Raw genomic sequence first — 16,959 nt, 5'->3', positions numbered from 1 at the left:
ATTCGGCGGCCTCTATTTAAGCCGGCCTTATTGTGTAGTTGCTATTTCGGCACCGCTTCGCTTACACCTAAAAAATTAAAGATACGACTCAACAGAAATAAGGGGACTTAGAGTGAACAAGTCGGAACTGATCGATGCTATCGCCGCATCTGCTGATATCCCGAAAGCTGTTGCTGGCCGAGCGCTGGATGCAGTAATTGAATCCGTCACAGGCGCTCTGAAGGCTGGTGATTCCGTGGTGCTGGTTGGTTTCGGTACTTTTGCTGTCAAGGAGCGCGCTGCGCGCACTGGCCGCAACCCTCAGACTGGCAAGCCGATCGACATCGCTGCAGCCAAGATCCCTGGCTTCAAGGCAGGCAAGGCTCTGAAAGACGCCGTTAACTAAGCGTTTTCGATCCGGCTAGTTGCCAGTTAGCGCTGGACCTGGCTTGGAGCGGTCATTCGAACAGGCACTGCTTGTATCGGGCTTGGGGGAATAGGCCCAACTGCTCCAAAAGCTCCGAGAAGGCGCATCCCTGGATGCGCCTTTCTTTTTATCCGGATTCCGCGCTGCACTGAAAACCGCGCAGCTGACTCCTGGGGGACGCATGCTTCAGAACATTAGGGACAATTCACAAGGCTGGATTGCCAAAACCATCATTGGCATCATCGTGATGCTGTTGGCGTTGACCGGCTTTGACGCCATCTTCAACGCGGCCAGCAATAGCCGTAATGCCGCTGAGGTCAACGGTGAGGAAATCTCACTGGACGAGCTCAACCAGGCCATGAACATGCAGCGTCGCCAACTGGCTCAGCAGCTCGGAGGTAACTTCGATCCCTCGATGCTGGACGATAAGCTGGTACGCGAATCATCGCTGCGTGCGCTTATTGACCGAGCGTTGTTGCTGCAGGGCGCCCGCGATGCAGATTTCGCGTTTTCCGAAGCAGCGCTTGATCAGATGATCCTGCAGACGCCTGAGTTTGCCGTCGACGGCGTGTTCAATGCCGCACGGTTCGATCAGGTCATTCAACAGATGGGCTATACCCGGCTGCAGTTTCGTGAGCTGTTGAAGCAGGAAATGTTGATTGGCCAGCTTCGCGCAGGCATATCCGGTTCCGGTTTCGTCACAGATGAGCAGATCGAAGCGTTTGCTCGGCTGGAACAGCAGACACGTGATTTCGCAACAATTACCGTGCCGGCTGAACCCGCCGCGGTTGACGTGAGCAATGACGAGGCGCGCGAGTATTACGAGAAGAATACCGACCGTTTTCGCTCGCCTGAGCAGGTTGTCCTCGAGTATCTCGAGCTGAACAAAGAGTCATTCTTTGATCAAGTCGAGGTTTCTGAGGAGGATATCAAGGACCTGTATCAGCAGCGCATTGCCAACCTGGCAGAGCAACGCCGTGCGGCGCATATCCTGATCGAAACCGATGGCAGCGACAACGCGACTGCCAAGGAAAAGATCGACGAGGTTGCTAAGCGTTTGGCCTCTGGCGAGGACTTCTCGGCGTTGGCTAAAGAGCTTTCACAAGATCCAGGTTCCGCGAACGAAGGGGGCGATCTCGGCTTTGCCGGTCCGGGCGTTTATGACCCGGCATTCGAGGAGGCGCTCTACGGACTGGAGGAAGGTCAGGTTTCTGCGCCGGTTCGTTCCGACTTCGGCTGGCACCTGATCAAGCTGCTTGGCGTTCAGTCACCAGAGATCCCCACACTGGAAAGCTTGAAGCCGGAGCTGGTGCGCGAACTCAAGGCCCAGCAGGTCGAACAACGTTTTGTTGAAGCTAGCAAGCAGCTCGAGGACACCGCGTTTGAGTCATCTGATCTTCTCCAGCCGGCCCAGGAACTGGGACTTTCAGTGCAAACGACCGAGGCGTTCGGGCGCGAGGGCGGGGCTGGCGTCGCTGCGAATAGGCAGGTTATCCAGGCTGCGTTCAGTGATGATGTTTTGGTCGACGGCGCTAATAGTGGTGTGATCGAACTGGATCCGGATACCGTCGTTGCGGTGCGTGTAAAAGAGCACCTGCAACCCGAAGTGTTGCCTTTCGACGTAGTGAAGGACGACATCATTGCTCAGCTCAAGAGTAGCAAGGCTGCAGAGCAAGCGCTGGCGAAAGGCGAGCAGCTGATCGCTACGCTGCGTGATGGCGGGCAGGTCGAGCAGCAGTGGCAACCGGTCGAGGCTGCTTCGCGTAGCCAGGAAGGGGTTGAGCCGGCGGTGCTTCAGCAAGTCTTTCGGATGCCAAAACCGGAGGCAAGTGACAAGCCGAGTTACGGCAGTGTGCGTCTCTCTGACGGGGATTTCGTCGTGGTTCGTCTAAGCGGTGTAAGCGAGCCAAAAGCCGAACTCTCGGAGGAAGACAAGCAGAACTATCGTCGCTTCCTGGCTTCACGCAGTGGTCAACAGGATTTCGCTGCCTACCGCCAAATGCTGCATGAAAACGCAGAGATCGAGACGTTCTGACTGAACGCCAGCGCAAAAAAACCCGCATCATATGCGGGTTTTTTTGGGGGGCGCTGGATCAGTCTTCCATCGCACCCATCGCGGTGGTGTTGAAGCCGCCGTCGACATAGAGAATTTCACCGCTGATCCCCGATGCCAGATCTGAGCAGAGGAAGGCGCCAGCATTGCCAACCTCGTCAATAGTTACGTTGCGGCGCAGGGGGGTTTGCTTTTCGTTGGCTGCCAGCATCTTGCGGAAGCTCTTGATCCCTGAGGCAGCCAGCGTACGAATGGGTCCCGCAGACACAGCGTTGACGCGGGTGCCTTCAGCGCCCAGGCTGCCGGCGAGGTAGCGAACACCAGCTTCGAGGCTGGCCTTGGCCATGCCCATGACGTTGTAATTGGGCATGGTGCGCTCGGCACCGAGGTAGGAAAGCGTCAGGATGCTGCCATTGCGTCCCTTCATCATTGGGCGTCCGGCCTTGGCCAGCGCAACGAGGCTGTAGGCGCTGATGTCGTGGGCGATGCGGAAACCTTCACGAGTAGTAACCTCGGTGAAATCGCCATCGAGCTGATCACCTGGGGCGAAACCTACCGAGTGGACGATGCCGTCCAGACCGTCCCACTTCTTGCCGAGCTCTTCGAAGACCTTGTTGATCTCCTCGTCACTGGCAACATCGCATGGGAAGCACAACTCTGGGCCCGAGCCCCAGCCAGCGGCGAACTCTTCGACGCGGCCCTTGAGCTTCTCGTTCTGATAGGTGAACGCCAGCTCGGCGCCTTCACGGTGCATGGCCGCGGCGATCCCGGAGGCAATCGACAATTTGCTGGCAACGCCAACGATCAATACGCGCTTACCGGTAAGAAAACCCATGTGCTTTTCCCTCTTCTGGTTGTTCATCAGTGGCTGGAACCATGAAAGCCGATTCCAGCAACTGCTGTGTGTATGGATGTTGGGGAGCGGCAAAGATTGCCTCTGCCATTCCCTGTTCTACGACTTTGCCTTGCTTGACCACCATCATCTGGTGGCTCATCGCCCGTACCACCGCCAAATCATGGCTGATGAACAGGTAGGTCAGGTTGTACTTGGCCTGGAGTGAGCGCAGTAGCTCCACCACTTGGCGTTGCACCGTTCGGTCCAATGCCGAGGTCGGTTCATCAAGCAGAATCAGGTCCGGCTTGAGGACCAACGCCCTGGCTATTGCAATTCGCTGCCGTTGACCTCCAGAAAACTCGTGGGGGTAGCGGTGCCGACTTTCAGGGTCGAGTCCAACCTCCACCAGTGCATCGATGATTGCTTGTGCTTGTTCCTCGGAAGAACCCAAACCATGGATGCTGAGTCCTTCCCCGACGATCTGTCCCACCGACATGCGCGGGCTCAGGCTGCCGAAGGGATCCTGAAAAACGACCTGCATTTGCCGCCGCAGTGGGCGCACCGCCCGTTGCGACATGGTTTCCAGTGCCTGGTTCTGAAAACGGATTTCGCCGCTGCTCGAAATCAGGCGAAGAATAGCCAAACCCAGCGTGGACTTCCCCGAGCCGCTTTCGCCCACAATGCCCAGCGTCTGGCCTTTTGGCAGGTTGAACGTGACGCCATCGACTGCCTTGATATGGTCGACGGTGTGTCTGAAAAGTCCCTTCTTGATCGGGAACCAGACCCGAAGATCATTCACTTCCAGCAGTGTCGGCGCCGACGCTTCGACCGTTACCGGCCCGCCGCTAGGCTCTGCTCCAAGCAGCTCCTTTGTGTAGGGGTGCTGCGGTGATCGGAACAATTCCTCGCAAGGTGCTTGTTCGACGACGCAACCACTCTTCATGACACATACATGGTTGGCGATTCGGCGAACCAGGTTGAGGTCGTGGCTGATCAGCAATAGGGCCATGCCCAGGCGCGCCTGAAGCTCCTTGAGCAGCTCAAGTATTTTCAGCTGCACCGTCACGTCCAGCGCCGTTGTCGGTTCGTCGGCAATCAACAACTCGGGTTCGTTCGCCAGTGCCATGGCGATTACCACGCGCTGGCGCTGACCGCCCGAGAGTTCGTGAGGATAGGCTCGGATCCGCTTGGTGGGTTCAGGTATCCCAACCAGCTCAAGCAGCTCGAGGGTGCGGGCCGTAGCTGCCTTGCCGTTGAGACCCTTATGGATCCGCAGCACTTCGTTGATCTGCTTGCCTATGGTGTGCAGCGGGTTGAGCGAGGTCATCGGCTCCTGAAACACCATGGCGATCCGATCTCCACGGATACCGCGCATGCGTTTCTCGGACGCCTGGAGTAAATCTTCACCTGCATAGCGAATTACACCTGCCGGGTGTTGCGCGATGGGGTAGGACAGCAGACGCAGGATTGAGTGCGCTGTGACCGACTTGCCCGAGCCGCTCTCACCCACCAGCGCCAACGTCTCGCCTTTGCGGATATCGAAGCTCACGCCCGTTACTACGCGCTGGGCCTGCCCATTGGTGACGAACTCGACCGCCAGATCGCGGACCTCAATAAGGTTCTCGGTCATGCTATTTCCTTGGGTCGAAAGCATCGCGAGCCGCCTCGCCGATAAACACCAGAAGGGTCAGCATGACAGCCAGGACCATGAATGCGCTGATTCCAAGCCACGGCGCCTGCAGGTTCGACTTTCCCTGTGCCACAAGCTCGCCTAGCGAAGGGGCGCCGGGCGGTAAACCAAAGCCAAGAAAATCCAAGGCGGTCAAGGTGCCGATCGCTCCGGTGAGGATGAACGGCATGAATGTCATGGTCGACACCATGGCGTTAGGCAGAATATGGCGGAACATGATGGCGCCGTTGCGCATTCCCAGCGCGCGCGCCGCTCGCACGTACTCCAGATTGCGACCGCGCAGAAACTCGGCCCTGACCACATCGACCAGACTCATCCAGGAAAACAACAGCATGATGCCGAGCAGCCACCAGAAGTTGGGTTGCACGAAGCTGGCGAGAATGATCAGCAGATAGAGCACCGGCAGGCCGGACCATATTTCCAGTACTCGCTGACCCACAAGGTCTACCCAGCCGCCATAGAAGCCTTGTAGAGCCCCGGCAATCACACCGATAACCGAGCTGATCAGGGTAAGTGTCAGCGCGAACAAAACCGAAATCCGGAACCCGTAGATGACTCTTGCGAGCACATCGCGCCCCTGGTCATCGGTGCCCAGCCAGTTTTCCCAGGACGGCGGAGCGGGGGCCGGTACCTGCAGGTCGTAGTTGATACTGGAGTGATGAAAGGGAATCGGTGGCCAAATCATCCAGCCGTCTTTCTTCTCGATCAGTTCCTGGATGTAGGGACCTTTGTAGTTTGCCTGCAGAGGAAACTCGCCACCAAAGACGGTTTCTGGATAGCGTTTAAACACCGGGACATACCAGTCGCCGTCGAAACGGACCAGGATCGGCTTGTCATTGGCGATCAGTTCGGCACCCAGGCTCAGGATGAACAAGGCCAGAAATACCCAAAGCGACCACCACCCGCGCTTGTGGGCCTTGAACAGGGCGAAGCGGCGCTGGTTCAACGGCGACAGCGTCATCTCAAGCCTCCCTGCTTTCGAAGTCGATTCTCGGGTCGACGAGCGTGTAGGTCAGGTCACCGATGAGCTTGACCACCAGGCCGAGCAAGGTGAACAGGAACAGCGTGCCGAACACGACGGGATAATCGCGATTGATGGCTGCCTCGAAACTGAGCAGGCCAAGGCCGTCGAGGGAGAAAATCACTTCGATCAGCAACGATCCTGTGAAGAACATGCCGATGAAGGCTGATGGGAAACCAGCGATGATGATCAGCATGGCGTTGCGAAACACATGGCCGTACAGCACGCGATTCTTGCTCAGGCCTTTGGCGCGCGCGGTGATCACGTACTGCTTGTTAATCTCGTCGAGAAAACTGTTTTTGGTCAGCAGGGTAAGCGTCGCAAAGTTGCCGATGACCAATGCCGTCACGGGAAGCGCCAAGTGCCAGAAATAGTCGATTATCTTGCCGGTAAGCGACAATTCATCGAAGTTTCCCGAAGTGAGTCCCCGCAGCGGAAACCAGTTCCAGTAGCTGCCGCCCGCGAACAGCACGATCAGCAGAATGGCGAACAGAAACGCCGGTATTGCATAGCCGATGATGATGGCCGAACTGGTCCAGACGTCGAATGCACTGCCGTGCCGAGTTGCCTTGGCGATCCCCAGGGGGATCGACGCCAGATACATGATGAGCGTGCTCCACAGCCCCAGCGAGATCGATACCGGCATCTTTTCGATGATCAGATCGGTCACGCTGGCGTCACGAAAGAAGCTTTCCCCGAAATCCAGCCGCAGGTAGTTGCTGAGCATGATCCAGAAGCGCTCTGGTGCCGGCTTGTCGAAGCCGTAAAGACGTTCGATCTCGGCAATCAGGTCCGGGTCCAGGCCTTGCCCGCCGCGATAGCTATTGCTGCCAGTCGCGACTTCGGATCCTCCACCGGCAATCCTGCTGGTTGCGCCTTCGAAGCCCTCCAGCTTGGCGATTGCCTGTTCAACCGGCCCCCCTGGTGCGGCCTGGATGATGATGAAGTTAATGAGCAGGATGCCGAACAGGGTCGGGATAATGAGCAGTAGGCGCCGGAAAACATACGCGAGCATGCTTATTGCTCCGTCGCACGGGTGGCGCTGGTCTCTGTTTCGGCCGCTGGCTCCTCGCCGATCTGTTCTGGCTCAGGCTTGCTTACATCTGGCTTGTTCCACCAAGTCATCAGCCCGACATCGTAAAGGGGAGTGATCTCTGGATGGCCCAGATGACTCCAGTACGCAACGCGCCATGTCTTGATGTGCCAGTTGGGAATCACGTAGTGACCTGAGAGCAATACGCGATCCAGCGCGCGAGTGCGCGTAATAAGCTCGTCTCGCGAATCAGAGGCAATCAGTTTTTCTACCAGCACGTCGATGGCGGGATCTTTCAGTCCGATGTAATTGCGGCTTCCCGGATTATCGGCGCTCGCCGAGTGCCAATACTCACGCTGCTCATTTCCGGGTGAGCTGGACTGGCCGAAGCCGCTGACAATCATGTCGTAATCGCGCGAACGCAACCGATTGATGTATTGCGAGACGTCGACGCGTCGAAGCTCCAGTTCGATACCCAGGCTGGCAAGGTTTCGCTTGTAGGGCAGCAGCACGCGCTCGAAATCTGCCTGCACCAATAGGAACTCGAGTTTGACCGGCTTGCCTTCGGCGTCGACCATCTGATCGTTTTCGATTTTCCAGCCCGCCGAGGTAAGCAGCTCGTACGCCCGGCGCTGCTGCGCGCGAATGATGCCGTCGGCGTTGGTTTGCGGAAGTTCGAAAGGTTTCTCGAACACCTGATCGGGAATCTGGCCGCGTAGAGGCTCGAGAATACTCAGCTCCTGCTTGCTGGGTAGGCCCGAGGAAGCGAGCTCGGAGTTATCGAAGTAGCTGGTGGTGCGTGTGTAGGCGCCGTTGAACAGCTGGCGATTTGTCCATTCGAAGTCGAACAGCAGCCCTAGGGCTTCACGGACTCGGGCATCCTGCAGCCGATCCCTTCGGGTGTTGAAGATGAATCCCTGCATGCCCTGCGGATTATGATTGGCGATATCTTCCTTGATGATCCGGCCGTCTTTGACGGCGGCGATATCGTAAGCAGTGGCCCAGTTCTTCGCGCTGGTTTCCAACCAATAGTCAAAATGACCTGCCTTGAAGGCCTGAAGAGCCACGGTGTTATCGCGGTAGTAATCGATGTTGATGTGGTCAAAGTTATAGAAACCTCGATTTACCGCCAGGTCCTTGCCCCAGTAATCTTCGACTCGGGCATAGCGGACTGATCGACCCGCTTCTGCACGCTCGATGCGATAAGGGCCGCTGCCCAGCGGCACTTCCATGCTGCCCGTGGCAAAGTCTTTTCCTTCCCACCAATGCTTGGGGAGGACGGGCAGCTGTCCGAGAATCAATGGCAGTTCTCGATTGCCGGCGTGCTTGAAATCAAATCGGATGCGCCGTGGGCTTTCGATCACGGCTTTTTCGACATCAGCGTAGTAACCGCGGTAATGCGGCGCGCCCTTGCTGATCAGCGTTTCGAAGGAGAACACGACATCTTCCGCTTCAACCGGCTCGCCGTCATGAAACCGCGCCTCTGGCCGCAAGTAGAAGCGTACCCATTCGTTGTTCGGACCCTTCTCGATCTTTTCTGCCAGCAGCCCGTAGACCGTGAAGGGCTCATCCAGGCTGTTGGTGGTCAGGGTGTCATACACCAGGCCGATATCGTCTGCAGCCACGCCTTTGTTGATAAAGGGGTTGAGCGAGTCAAAACTACCGAAGCCCGCCTGGCGCAGCGTCCCACTTTTGGGCGCATCCGGATTGACATACTCGAAATGAGAAAAGCCAGGCGGGTATTTGGGTTTCTCACCGTATAGCGTCAGCGCATGTTGTGGTGCCGCTTCAGCCAGACCTGTGAGCAGGAGGAGGGCGAAGGTGCCCGCATGTAGAAACAACCGTCGTGTGTTGCTTGTCATTGAGCCTTCTCCAGGTCCTTTAACCACCACGCTCGCAATCCCAGGGTGTAGGGCGGTGTAGTGATGTGGGCGAACCGATTGCGGTATGCCAGACGGTGGTAACTGATGTACCAGTTGGGGATGGTGTAGTGATTCCAGAGCAGCACGCGGTCGATGGCGCGTGCGGCGGCAATCTGCTCATCACGGGTCTTGGCTGCGAGCAACTTCTCGATCAGTTCGTCGACGATGGGGTTGGCAATGCCGGCATAGTTGCGACCGCCTTTTACATTCACCTGGCTGGAGTGGAAATACAGCCACTGTTCCAATCCCGGACTGAGGCTCTGCCCCAGCGTTGTCAAAATCATGTCGTAGTCGTATTGGTCGAGCCGCTGCTTGTACTGCGCACCGTCAACAGTTCGCAAGCGGGCCGCTATGCCAATCCGTGAAAGGTTCTCGACGTAAGGCTGAAGTATCCGCTCCAGCCCTGGATTGACGAGCAGAATTTCGAATCTGAAGGAATGCCCGGCCTTGTCGCGAAGACCTTCGGGGGTGAGTTTCCAGCCGGCATCCTTGAGCAAAGCCAGCGCCTTGCGCAAGGTGTCGCGTGGAATCCCTCGGCCATCGGTTTTCGGTAATTTGAACGGCTCTGTGAAGAGCTGCGCCGGCAGTTGCTCTCGAAACGGCGACAGCAGTAGCCACTCACCGCCTTCCGGCTTCCCGGTCGCGGAGAACACACTGTTTGGATAATAGCTCTCGCTGCGCTGGTAGGCGCCGTAGAACAGCGCTCGGTTGGTCCATTCGAAATCAAACAGCAGACCGAGTGCCTGGCGCACCCTGATGTCAGCAAAGGTCGAACGGCGCCCGTTCATGAACAGTGCTTGGGTCTGGGTAGGAATCTCATGCGGAATCTCTGCGCGAATGACATCGCCGCGCAGAACAGCCGGAAACTGATAGCCGTTGGCCCAGTTTTTGGCCTGATGCTCGATATAAAAGTCGAACTCACCGACCTTGAACGCTTCGAAGGCGACCGTCGTATCGCGATAGAACTCGACGTCGACCTGGCCGAAGTTGTATTTGCCGCGATTGGCAGGCAGGTCGGCGCCCCACCAATTCTCCACCCGTTCGAAGGTAACTCGACGACCTGGTTGCACATCGCTGATTCGGTAAGGACCACTGCCGAGTGGCGGCTCGAACGTGGTTGCGCGGAAGTCTCGGTCTTTCCAGTAGTGTTGCGGCAGTACCGGCAGTTCACCAAGACGCATGATCAGCAAAGGCTGACCCGGTTTGTCGAACACAAAACGGATTCGATGACGACTGAGTATGTCGACGCGTTCGACGCCCTGCAGATCCGTGCGATAGCGAGGGTGTCCATCTTTGACCAACAGCCGATAAGAAAAGGCGACGTCGTAAGCGGTGATTGGGCGTCCGTCATGAAAGCGGGCCGAATCACGCAGATTGAAGACCACCCAGCTGTGGTTGTCGCTGTATTCAATGGTCTCGGCAATGAGTCCATAGGCGGAAGCAGGTTCATCGCCCGACGGATCGTAAACGCCGGTGCCAACCATCAGCGGCTCGTTCAGTTCGGAGATGCCGTACTGGAAGAATCCGGGTGTGGCGGTTGGGCTGGTTCCCTTGAAAGTATAGGGATTAAGCGTGTCGAACGTGCCGGAAGCCATCAGCCGCACGTGGCCACCCTTGGGCGCATCGGGGTTTACCCAATCAAAATGAGTAAAATCCTCAGCATATTTAAGGGTGCCGAACTGCGCATAACCGTGACTTTCGCTGATGGTGGCGAAAGAGGGAAAGCTCAGTCCCAGGCAGCTCAGCAGTAATAGGATGGGTCGCATCAAACGGTGAATCCGATCCATGGCGCTTTCGGTCTTTTCGGCCGGGTACAGTAACAGCTTGTATCCGCTGGAAAAAGGCCGGTTATCTGGGCAAACTGCCTTTCCCCTTCAGCCGCCCGATCATTGGGTGAGGTCTCAGATTTTGAGCGAAACCAGTTACGGTCTACAGTCCTGGATCGACCGCCTTAACCAATCCGAGCTGCCCGCATTAGCGGCGGTTGTGCAGGATTTGCAGCGCCTCACCGAGCAGGAGCACGCATCCGTTCAGCAGCTGGCCGACGTGCTCCTGCGCGACGCTGCCCTGACCTCGAAGGTACTTCGAGTCGGCAATAGCAGCTACTACAACCCCTCTCAGGAAACGATCAAGACCATCTCGCGCGCTATCGTCATGATCGGCTTCGATAACGTTCGGCTGATCAGTCTTTCGGTTAGCCTGATTGACGGCTTGCTTGATCGTGCACCGCGCCAGCAGCTACAGGAATTGCTGGCGCGGTCTTTTCATGCGGCAGTGCAGGCTCGCAATATTGCGGGCTACGTTCTGACCAAACATGAGGAGGAGGTCTTCATTGCCGCGTTGCTCCATGAGGTCGGTGAGCTCGCGTTCTGGGGCTGCGGTGGTCGGCAGGCCGATGAATTGGGCGAGGTACTGGCGGGCGGTACGGATCATGACGAGGCTGTCGAGCAAGTGCTTGGTACAAGTTTCCGCCAGCTTAACCTCGGTCTGATCAAGAGCTGGAATATCGGTGAGCTGGCCAGCTTCGCTCACGGGGCTGGCAACCTGCGGGATCCTGCCGTGCATTCGGTCAGCCTGGGGGTTCGCATCGGTGCAGCGGCGTTGAACGGGTGGGGCTGTCCGGAAATGGAAGGTCTGGTGAGAGAGCTGGCTGATTTCGGCGGTATCTCTGAAGCGGATGCGATGCAGCAGATCCTTGCCAGTGCGGATGAGGCTGTGAACGTGGCGACGACGTTTGGAGCGAGTCGACTGTGCAAGCTGATTCCATCGACTGATCCGGAGCAAGTGCAATTGCAGCAGGCGCAGCGCGCCGCGAGTCTCTTGCAGCCCGACCTGTTGCTGATGCAGCAGGCCATGCAGGACCTTGGGATGATGGCCGCTAGCCGGGGTGACGTCGGCTTGATTCTCGATGCGTTGCTCAAGGGGTTACACGAGGGCGCGGGGCTGGAGCGCGTAATGCTCACAGTGCTCGCCGACCAGCAACGTTCTTTTCGGGCCAAATGTGCAGCGGGAGAGCAGACCGCGACCTGGCTTGAGCAATTCGTGTTGCCCGTTGATCCGTCAGGCCAATCGCATATTTTCAGTTATGTGCTGCGCCAGCGTCAGCCACTGTGGATGGGCATACCGGCAAGCAACAACCTTGATGAGCTGGTTACTTTGCCGCTTCGCCAGCAGCTGGGAAAAGGGATGTTCTTCATCGCGCCTTTAATGGCAGGCACGCGCGAAATCGGTGTTCTCTATGCCGACAATCGAATATCCGGCCGAGCGCTGAAGCACGAGCAATTTGTCGCTTTCCAACGATTCACTCAATTGGCCGGGCGCTGCCTGGATGCACTCAGCAAACGCAATTGAGCAGGGCGCCCGGTCCGTTCGCGCGATGCCTCAGCGTGGAATATATAGCGTAAGGGTCTGGCCCGGCTTGAGCATCGCGCTGTCTCTGGGGTTCCAGGTCTTCAGGTTGTTGATCTGAACATTGAAGCGTTTGGCGATCACATAAAGTGAATCACCTTTCTTGACCTTGTAATAAGTCGGCGCGGGTTTGCTCTGCTGGTTATTGCCTGCAGCCTGAAGAAACAGCGCCTGGCCCACCTTGAGTTTGCTGCCAGAAATGTTGTTCCAGCGCTGCAGATCACGGACTGAGATCTTTTGTTTTTTGGCGATATCCCAGAGGTTGTCACCCTGGCGGACCCGGTAGCTGCGCGGTGCCGGTTGGCTTCGCGCCACGGCATGCAGAAGCTCCGGTGATTGAGCTGCGCCGACCGACTGCGGAATGCTCAGAACTTGCCCGATTTGCAGGCGATCGCTGCGAAGACGATTGATGTCACGGATGATATTGACCGATAGCCGATATTTGTTGGCGATTGCGCCAAGGCTGTCGCCGGGACGCACCTTGTACTGCTGCCAGTCAACCAGATCCTGTGGCTTCATCAGCGCCAGGTTGGCTGCGAACATCTCGGCCTTGTCACTTGGCACTAGCAGGTGCTGTGGGCCATCCAGTGTAATGCGCCGGGTAAACGCAGGATTCAATTGGTAGATCTCGTCTTCATCCAGGTCGGCCATGTCGGCGACCCTGGCGAGATCCATGCGTTGCTTCAGTGCGACCACTTCGAAATAGGGCTCGTCGGCGATCGGGTTTAGATTCAGCCCGTATGCCTCTGGGCTTTGGATCATTTGCGAGAGGGCCAGCAATTTGGGCACGTAATCGCGTGTTTCTCGAGGCAGGGGCAGATTCCAGTAATCCGTCGGTAACCCGAGCTTCTGGTTACGCTCGATTGCACGGCTGACAGTGCCTTCGCCCGCGTTATACGCCGCCAAGGCAAGCAGCCAGTCGTCGCTGAACAAACCGTGAAGATAGGTAAGGTAGCGCAGCGCCGCGGCAGTTGAAGCGGTGATGTCGCGTCTGCCGTCATACCAGCTGGTTTGTTGCAGATTGAAATGGCGGCCTGTCGAAGGAATGAACTGCCAGAGGCCGACGGCGTGAGCTGGGGAATAGGCAAACGGGTCGTATGCACTCTCGATAATTGGCAGTAGCGCCAGTTCAAGCGGCATGTCGCGCTCTTCGAGTTGCTCGACGATGTAGTGGATGTAGGGACTGCCTCGCTCGCTCGCAATTTCAATGGACTTCGGGCGACTGGAAAAAAGCAGGCGCTGTTGCTCGATGCGCGGATTGCTGTCCAGGTGATCCTGCAGCTTGAATCCATGCCTGATGCGATCCCATATATCCGCATGGGTCGGCTCTGCCGGCGCTTGGTCCGTGAGCCAGAGGGTGTCCTGTACCGTCGGTACAGTCCGGGTCTGGGCATCGCTCTCTGTCGGAGACCGGGGAGCGCTGCTCTGGCAGCCGGTTATAGCGAGACAAATTGCCAGCGCCAGGGCCCGGCCGGAGGCTGCCAAGGCGTCCGGCTGTGGGCTGTTCGAAGAGTCAGACGGCATTGGCTGATGGGCTCCCTAGGCGCAAATTCGAGCGAGTGTAGGAATGCCGTTCCGGTGGGTCAACCCAATGCCTTGGTTTTTGGCGACTGGTCGATCTTCATCAAAAGCTGTCTTTCCACCCTCGAAGGACCGCAAAGACAGCTTCCGCTGTCTCCAGCGAGCGATCTGCATGTTGACTGGCTGCAGCTATAACTGACGGCTCGCTGCAACGCAGGAAGGGGTTGGTGGCCCGCTCGATGCTCAGCTCAGAGGGGAGGGTGAAGTGCTTTGCCTCGCGCTGGCGGGTGACCTGTTCGAGACGTTCGGCGATGTCAGGGTTTTCCGGCTCGACCGCCTGGGCAAACCGTAGATTGCTCAATGTGTACTCATGTGTGCAGTACACCTTGGTAGACGCAGGCAGCGCGGCAAGTCTCTGCAATGACCGGAACATTTGACTGGCGGTGCCCTCGAACAGACGGCCACAACCTGCGGCAAACAGCGTATCGCCACTCAAAAGCCACGGGTCTTGAGCATCATCATGAAAATAGGCGATGTGGCCGCTGGTATGCCCCGGGACCTCGAACACCTCCAACTCATGGTCGAGGATGCGAATGCGCTGTCCATCGATCAGCGCTTCATCCCTGGCTGGAATTTTTTCCATAGCCGGGCCGTGGACCGTGGCGGCGTATCTGGCTTTAAGCTGCTCAACGCCACCTACATGGTCATGGTGGTGGTGAGTGATCAGAATGTCGGTCAGTTGCCAGCCGGGGCGAGTATCGAGCCATTTCTCAACTGGGCCCGCCTCACCCGGATCTACCGCAGCGCAGAGCCGGCGTTGTGGATCCTGCAGCATCCAGATGTAGTTGTCGGTGAAGGCGGGCAGAGCGTCTATTTTCAACATATGCACGGGTCGCCAATTCAATAGCAAAAGCGCATCCTAACAGCCGAACTGGAGAGTTTAACCGATCGGACACATTGATCGGGTCGACCCAACCTACGAATGGAGGCTAGCCATGAGTGAGTCTTGTACCAAGTCGGACGAACGCTGGCTGTCGCTGATGAATAAAGCCAGTGCCTGGTTCGACGGCCCATCAGGGCTACAACTGCTTGAGCATGAGCAGCGTGTGATCAACCAGCAGCTGTCTCGGTGTTTCGGCAGCTATCTTGTGCATTACGGGCCCTTCGCTAATGCCCCGATCGAACCGCAGAAGATCAAGCGCAGCGTTCGAGTGGGTCCGCCACTTGCGGGTGTCGACATCATTTGCGAGGAGCAGTCCTGGCCCATCGGCGAACATGCTGCAGACGTCGTTGTGCTCCAGCATGGCCTGGATTTCAGTTTGTCGCCGCACGCCCTGCTGCGTGAGGCTGCCCGCAGTGTGCGGCCAGGAGGGCATTTGTTGATCGTCGGGATCAATCCATGGAGCGCCTGGGGGGCGACTCGTCTGCTGTCACGCAAGGCGTTTCGCCATGCTCGTTGCATTCGTCCGACCCGAGTGAGCGACTGGTTGAACCTGCTTGGATTCTCGCTGGAGAAACGACAATTCGGATGCTATTGTCCGCCGCTTTCGTCGCGCCAGTGGCGCACGCGGTTGTCCGGCCTGGAAACTGCGGGACAAAGGTCGCAGCTGCCTACCGGTGGCTTCTACATGCTTGTGGCAAGAAAGCTTATGGTAGGCCTTCGACCCGTGCAGCAAAGCCGTCGCGAGCGCATGGGGCAGCTGCTACCAATGCCAGTGGCGAAGGTCAGTCGCCGCGATGCCGAACACTAATAGGCAAAGAATTCCTTATGAGTGACGAAACGGTCGAGATATACACGGACGGTGCCTGCAAGGGCAATCCGGGTCCGGGTGGCTGGGGCGCACTGCTCGTCTACAAGGGCGTGGAGCGAGAGCTTTGGGGTGGCGAGGCGGAGACCACCAACAACCGCATGGAGTTGATGGCTGCCATCCGTGCGCTTGAGGAGCTGAAGCGGTCTTGCCAGGTCAAGCTGGTGACCGATTCCCAATACGTCATGCAGGGCATCAATGACTGGATGCCCAATTGGAAGAAGCGTGGCTGGAAGACCGCCGCCAAGCAACCTGTCAAAAATGCCGATCTCTGGCGGTTGTTGGACGAGCAGGTTAGCCGTCACCAAGTAAGTTGGCAGTGGGTCCGTGGGCATACTGGCCACCCCGGAAACGAACGCGCCGATCTCCTTGCCAATCGCGGCGTAGTGCAAGCCAAACGACAACCAGCTTGAGTGAGTTGAAACATGCGTAGCGTAGTACTCGATACCGAAACCACTGGCATGCCAGTGACCGATGGTCACCGGATCATCGAGATCGGCTGTGTCGAGGTTATCGGCCGCCGCCTTACCGGCCGGCATTATCACGTTTATCTGCAGCCGGATCGTGAAGTGGACGAGGGTGCAATCGCCGTTCACGGAATCACCAACGACTTCCTGACCGACAAGCCCCGCTTTAGGGACGTTGCCAACGAGTTCTTTGAATTCATAAAAGGCGCGCAGCTGATCATTCATAACGCTGCGTTTGACGTCGGGTTCATCAATAACGAATTCGCGCTGCTTGGCCAGCAGGACCGTGCAGAGCTGAGCGATCACTGCAGCATCCTCGACACCCTGCTGATGGCTCGTGAACGCCACCCGGGCCAGCGCAACAGCCTTGATGCGTTGTGCAAACGCTATGGTGTCGACAACTCGGGCCGCGATCTGCATGGCGCGCTGCTCGATGCGGAGATTCTCGCCGACGTCTATCTGACGATGACAGGCGGGCAAACCAACCTGTCCCTCGCCGGTGACGGTGCCGATTCAGAAAGTGGTGGTCGTCAACAGGCTACGCCGATCCGTCGGTTGCCAGCCGACCGCGCCAGTACCTTGGTAATCCGCGCCAACGCGGAAGAAGTCGCTGCCCATGAGGTGCGCATGCGCGCAATCGAGAAGGCGGCGGGGACAGCGCCTCTCTGGCTTCAGTTGGAGCAGGCTGTCAGCGACGAAGCTGAAGCACTACCAGCCTGAGGTCTTGATGCCGCGCACATCGGGCGCGTCGGCACTGCGTGACAATTCTCGCTTGGTGCTTGGGGGGCGGAGCCT

At 57.7% G+C, this 16,959-nt stretch carries 14 protein-coding genes; 6 read left to right on the top strand and 8 right to left on the bottom strand.

Going from position 1 to position 16,959, the window contains the following annotated elements; genetic code table 11:
• Nucleotides 1–112 precede the first annotated feature (112 nt).
• Both hupB and ALTERO38_RS10685 read left to right on the top strand, forming a co-directional pair.
• The gene (hupB, locus tag ALTERO38_RS10690; protein WP_019339231.1) at nucleotides 113–385 is read left to right on the top strand and encodes a nucleoid-associated protein HU-beta; all 273 of its coding nucleotides are present in this window, start codon (nucleotides 113–115) and stop codon (nucleotides 383–385) included.
• A gap of 202 nt (nucleotides 386–587) precedes the next feature.
• A complete protein-coding gene (locus ALTERO38_RS10685; RefSeq protein ID WP_159968373.1) occupies nucleotides 588–2,441 on the top strand; it encodes a SurA N-terminal domain-containing protein in 1,854 nt (617 codons plus the stop codon).
• A gap of 58 nt (nucleotides 2,442–2,499) precedes the next feature.
• Here the strand turns inward: ALTERO38_RS10685 and fabI are convergent, their stop codons facing one another.
• Genes fabI through ALTERO38_RS10655 form a run of 6 tightly spaced genes read right to left on the bottom strand, consistent with a single transcriptional unit; the run spans nucleotide 2,500 to nucleotide 10,726 of the window.
• A complete protein-coding gene (gene fabI / locus ALTERO38_RS10680; protein WP_102835357.1) occupies nucleotides 2,500–3,294 on the bottom strand; it encodes an enoyl-ACP reductase FabI in 795 nt (264 codons plus the stop codon).
• On the bottom strand, nucleotides 3,275–4,924 hold the full coding sequence (locus tag ALTERO38_RS10675) for an ABC transporter ATP-binding protein (RefSeq protein ID WP_159968372.1): 1,650 nt from the start codon (nucleotides 4,922–4,924) through the stop codon (nucleotides 3,275–3,277). Before ALTERO38_RS10675 ends, fabI begins: the two co-directional genes overlap by 20 nt.
• A 1-nt stretch (nucleotide 4,925) precedes the next feature.
• Nucleotides 4,926–5,945, bottom strand: coding sequence for an ABC transporter permease (locus ALTERO38_RS10670; protein ID WP_148924109.1), 1,020 nt, complete (start codon nucleotides 5,943–5,945; stop codon nucleotides 4,926–4,928).
• A gap of 1 nt (nucleotide 5,946) precedes the next feature.
• Entirely contained in the window at nucleotides 5,947–7,020 is a 1,074-nt protein-coding gene (locus ALTERO38_RS10665; RefSeq protein ID WP_102835354.1) for a microcin C ABC transporter permease YejB, read from the bottom strand.
• Between the two features lie 2 nt (nucleotides 7,021–7,022).
• Nucleotides 7,023–8,900, bottom strand: a complete 1,878-nt coding sequence (locus tag ALTERO38_RS10660; RefSeq protein WP_159968371.1) for an extracellular solute-binding protein — start codon at nucleotides 8,898–8,900, stop codon at nucleotides 7,023–7,025.
• Complete coding sequence (locus ALTERO38_RS10655; protein ID WP_159969684.1) at nucleotides 8,897–10,726, bottom strand: extracellular solute-binding protein; 1,830 nt, start codon at nucleotides 10,724–10,726, stop codon at nucleotides 8,897–8,899. The genes ALTERO38_RS10660 and ALTERO38_RS10655 overlap by 4 nt, the downstream gene beginning before the upstream one ends.
• 142 nt (nucleotides 10,727–10,868) lie before the next feature.
• On the opposite strand from ALTERO38_RS10655, the gene ALTERO38_RS10650 reads away from it, so the two are divergent.
• Nucleotides 10,869–12,311 carry an HDOD domain-containing protein gene (locus tag ALTERO38_RS10650; RefSeq protein ID WP_159968370.1) on the top strand — a complete coding sequence of 481 codons (1,443 nt, stop codon included), beginning with the start codon at nucleotides 10,869–10,871 and terminating at the stop codon, nucleotides 12,309–12,311.
• 30 nt (nucleotides 12,312–12,341) lie between these two features.
• Here the strand turns inward: ALTERO38_RS10650 and ALTERO38_RS10645 are convergent, their stop codons facing one another.
• Together ALTERO38_RS10645 and gloB are read right to left on the bottom strand one after the other, a co-directional pair.
• Nucleotides 12,342–13,892: a lytic transglycosylase domain-containing protein gene (locus ALTERO38_RS10645; RefSeq protein WP_178114581.1), complete on the bottom strand. Its 1,551-nt coding sequence runs from the start codon at nucleotides 13,890–13,892 to the stop codon at nucleotides 12,342–12,344.
• A 100-nt stretch (nucleotides 13,893–13,992) separates the two neighbouring features.
• Nucleotides 13,993–14,772 (bottom strand): hydroxyacylglutathione hydrolase, encoded by a 780-nt coding sequence (gloB, locus tag ALTERO38_RS10640; RefSeq protein WP_159968369.1) that lies wholly within the window; start codon nucleotides 14,770–14,772, stop codon nucleotides 13,993–13,995.
• A gap of 112 nt (nucleotides 14,773–14,884) precedes the next feature.
• Here gloB and ALTERO38_RS10635 point away from each other — a divergent pair, with 112 nt between their 5' ends.
• The 3 genes from ALTERO38_RS10635 to dnaQ are packed head-to-tail and all read left to right on the top strand — an operon-like array spanning nucleotide 14,885 to nucleotide 16,884.
• Entirely contained in the window at nucleotides 14,885–15,640 is a 756-nt protein-coding gene (locus tag ALTERO38_RS10635; RefSeq protein ID WP_159968368.1) for a class I SAM-dependent methyltransferase, read from the top strand.
• A gap of 17 nt (nucleotides 15,641–15,657) precedes the next feature.
• Complete coding sequence (gene rnhA, locus ALTERO38_RS10630; RefSeq protein WP_102835349.1) at nucleotides 15,658–16,110, top strand: ribonuclease HI; 453 nt, start codon at nucleotides 15,658–15,660, stop codon at nucleotides 16,108–16,110.
• A 12-nt stretch (nucleotides 16,111–16,122) separates the two neighbouring features.
• The gene (dnaQ, locus tag ALTERO38_RS10625) at nucleotides 16,123–16,884 is read left to right on the top strand and encodes a DNA polymerase III subunit epsilon (protein WP_148924115.1); all 762 of its coding nucleotides are present in this window, start codon (nucleotides 16,123–16,125) and stop codon (nucleotides 16,882–16,884) included.
• Nucleotides 16,885–16,959 lie beyond the last annotated feature (75 nt).

The organism is Pseudomonas sp. 9Ag, assembly GCF_902506445.1.
GTDB classification, from domain to species: Bacteria; Pseudomonadota; Gammaproteobacteria; order Pseudomonadales; family Pseudomonadaceae; genus Stutzerimonas; species Stutzerimonas stutzeri_AB.
The sequence above is the reverse complement of the archived record's forward strand: the minus strand, read 5'-3'. Positions and strand labels throughout refer to the sequence as shown.

What these genes read in the sequence shown, in the direction of transcription:
- fabI (WP_102835357.1), bottom strand. Translation starts at nt 3,294, where the DNA reads ATGGGTTTTCTTACCGGTAAGCGCGTATTGATCGTTGGCGTTGCCAGC.
- ALTERO38_RS10635 (WP_159968368.1), top strand. Translation starts at nt 14,885, where the DNA reads ATGAGTGAGTCTTGTACCAAGTCGGACGAACGCTGGCTGTCGCTGATG.
- dnaQ (WP_148924115.1), top strand. Translation starts at nt 16,123, where the DNA reads ATGCGTAGCGTAGTACTCGATACCGAAACCACTGGCATGCCAGTGACC.
- ALTERO38_RS10670 (WP_148924109.1), bottom strand. Translation starts at nt 5,945, where the DNA reads ATGACGCTGTCGCCGTTGAACCAGCGCCGCTTCGCCCTGTTCAAGGCC.
- ALTERO38_RS10655 (WP_159969684.1), bottom strand. Translation starts at nt 10,726, where the DNA reads ATGCGACCCATCCTATTACTGCTGAGCTGCCTGGGACTGAGCTTTCCC.
- ALTERO38_RS10675 (WP_159968372.1), bottom strand. Translation starts at nt 4,924, where the DNA reads ATGACCGAGAACCTTATTGAGGTCCGCGATCTGGCGGTCGAGTTCGTC.
- ALTERO38_RS10685 (WP_159968373.1), top strand. Translation starts at nt 588, where the DNA reads ATGCTTCAGAACATTAGGGACAATTCACAAGGCTGGATTGCCAAAACC.
- ALTERO38_RS10645 (WP_178114581.1), bottom strand. Translation starts at nt 13,892, where the DNA reads ATGCCGTCTGACTCTTCGAACAGCCCACAGCCGGACGCCTTGGCAGCC.
- rnhA (WP_102835349.1), top strand. Translation starts at nt 15,658, where the DNA reads ATGAGTGACGAAACGGTCGAGATATACACGGACGGTGCCTGCAAGGGC.
- gloB (WP_159968369.1), bottom strand. Translation starts at nt 14,772, where the DNA reads ATGTTGAAAATAGACGCTCTGCCCGCCTTCACCGACAACTACATCTGG.
- ALTERO38_RS10665 (WP_102835354.1), bottom strand. Translation starts at nt 7,020, where the DNA reads ATGCTCGCGTATGTTTTCCGGCGCCTACTGCTCATTATCCCGACCCTG.
- ALTERO38_RS10660 (WP_159968371.1), bottom strand. Translation starts at nt 8,900, where the DNA reads ATGACAAGCAACACACGACGGTTGTTTCTACATGCGGGCACCTTCGCC.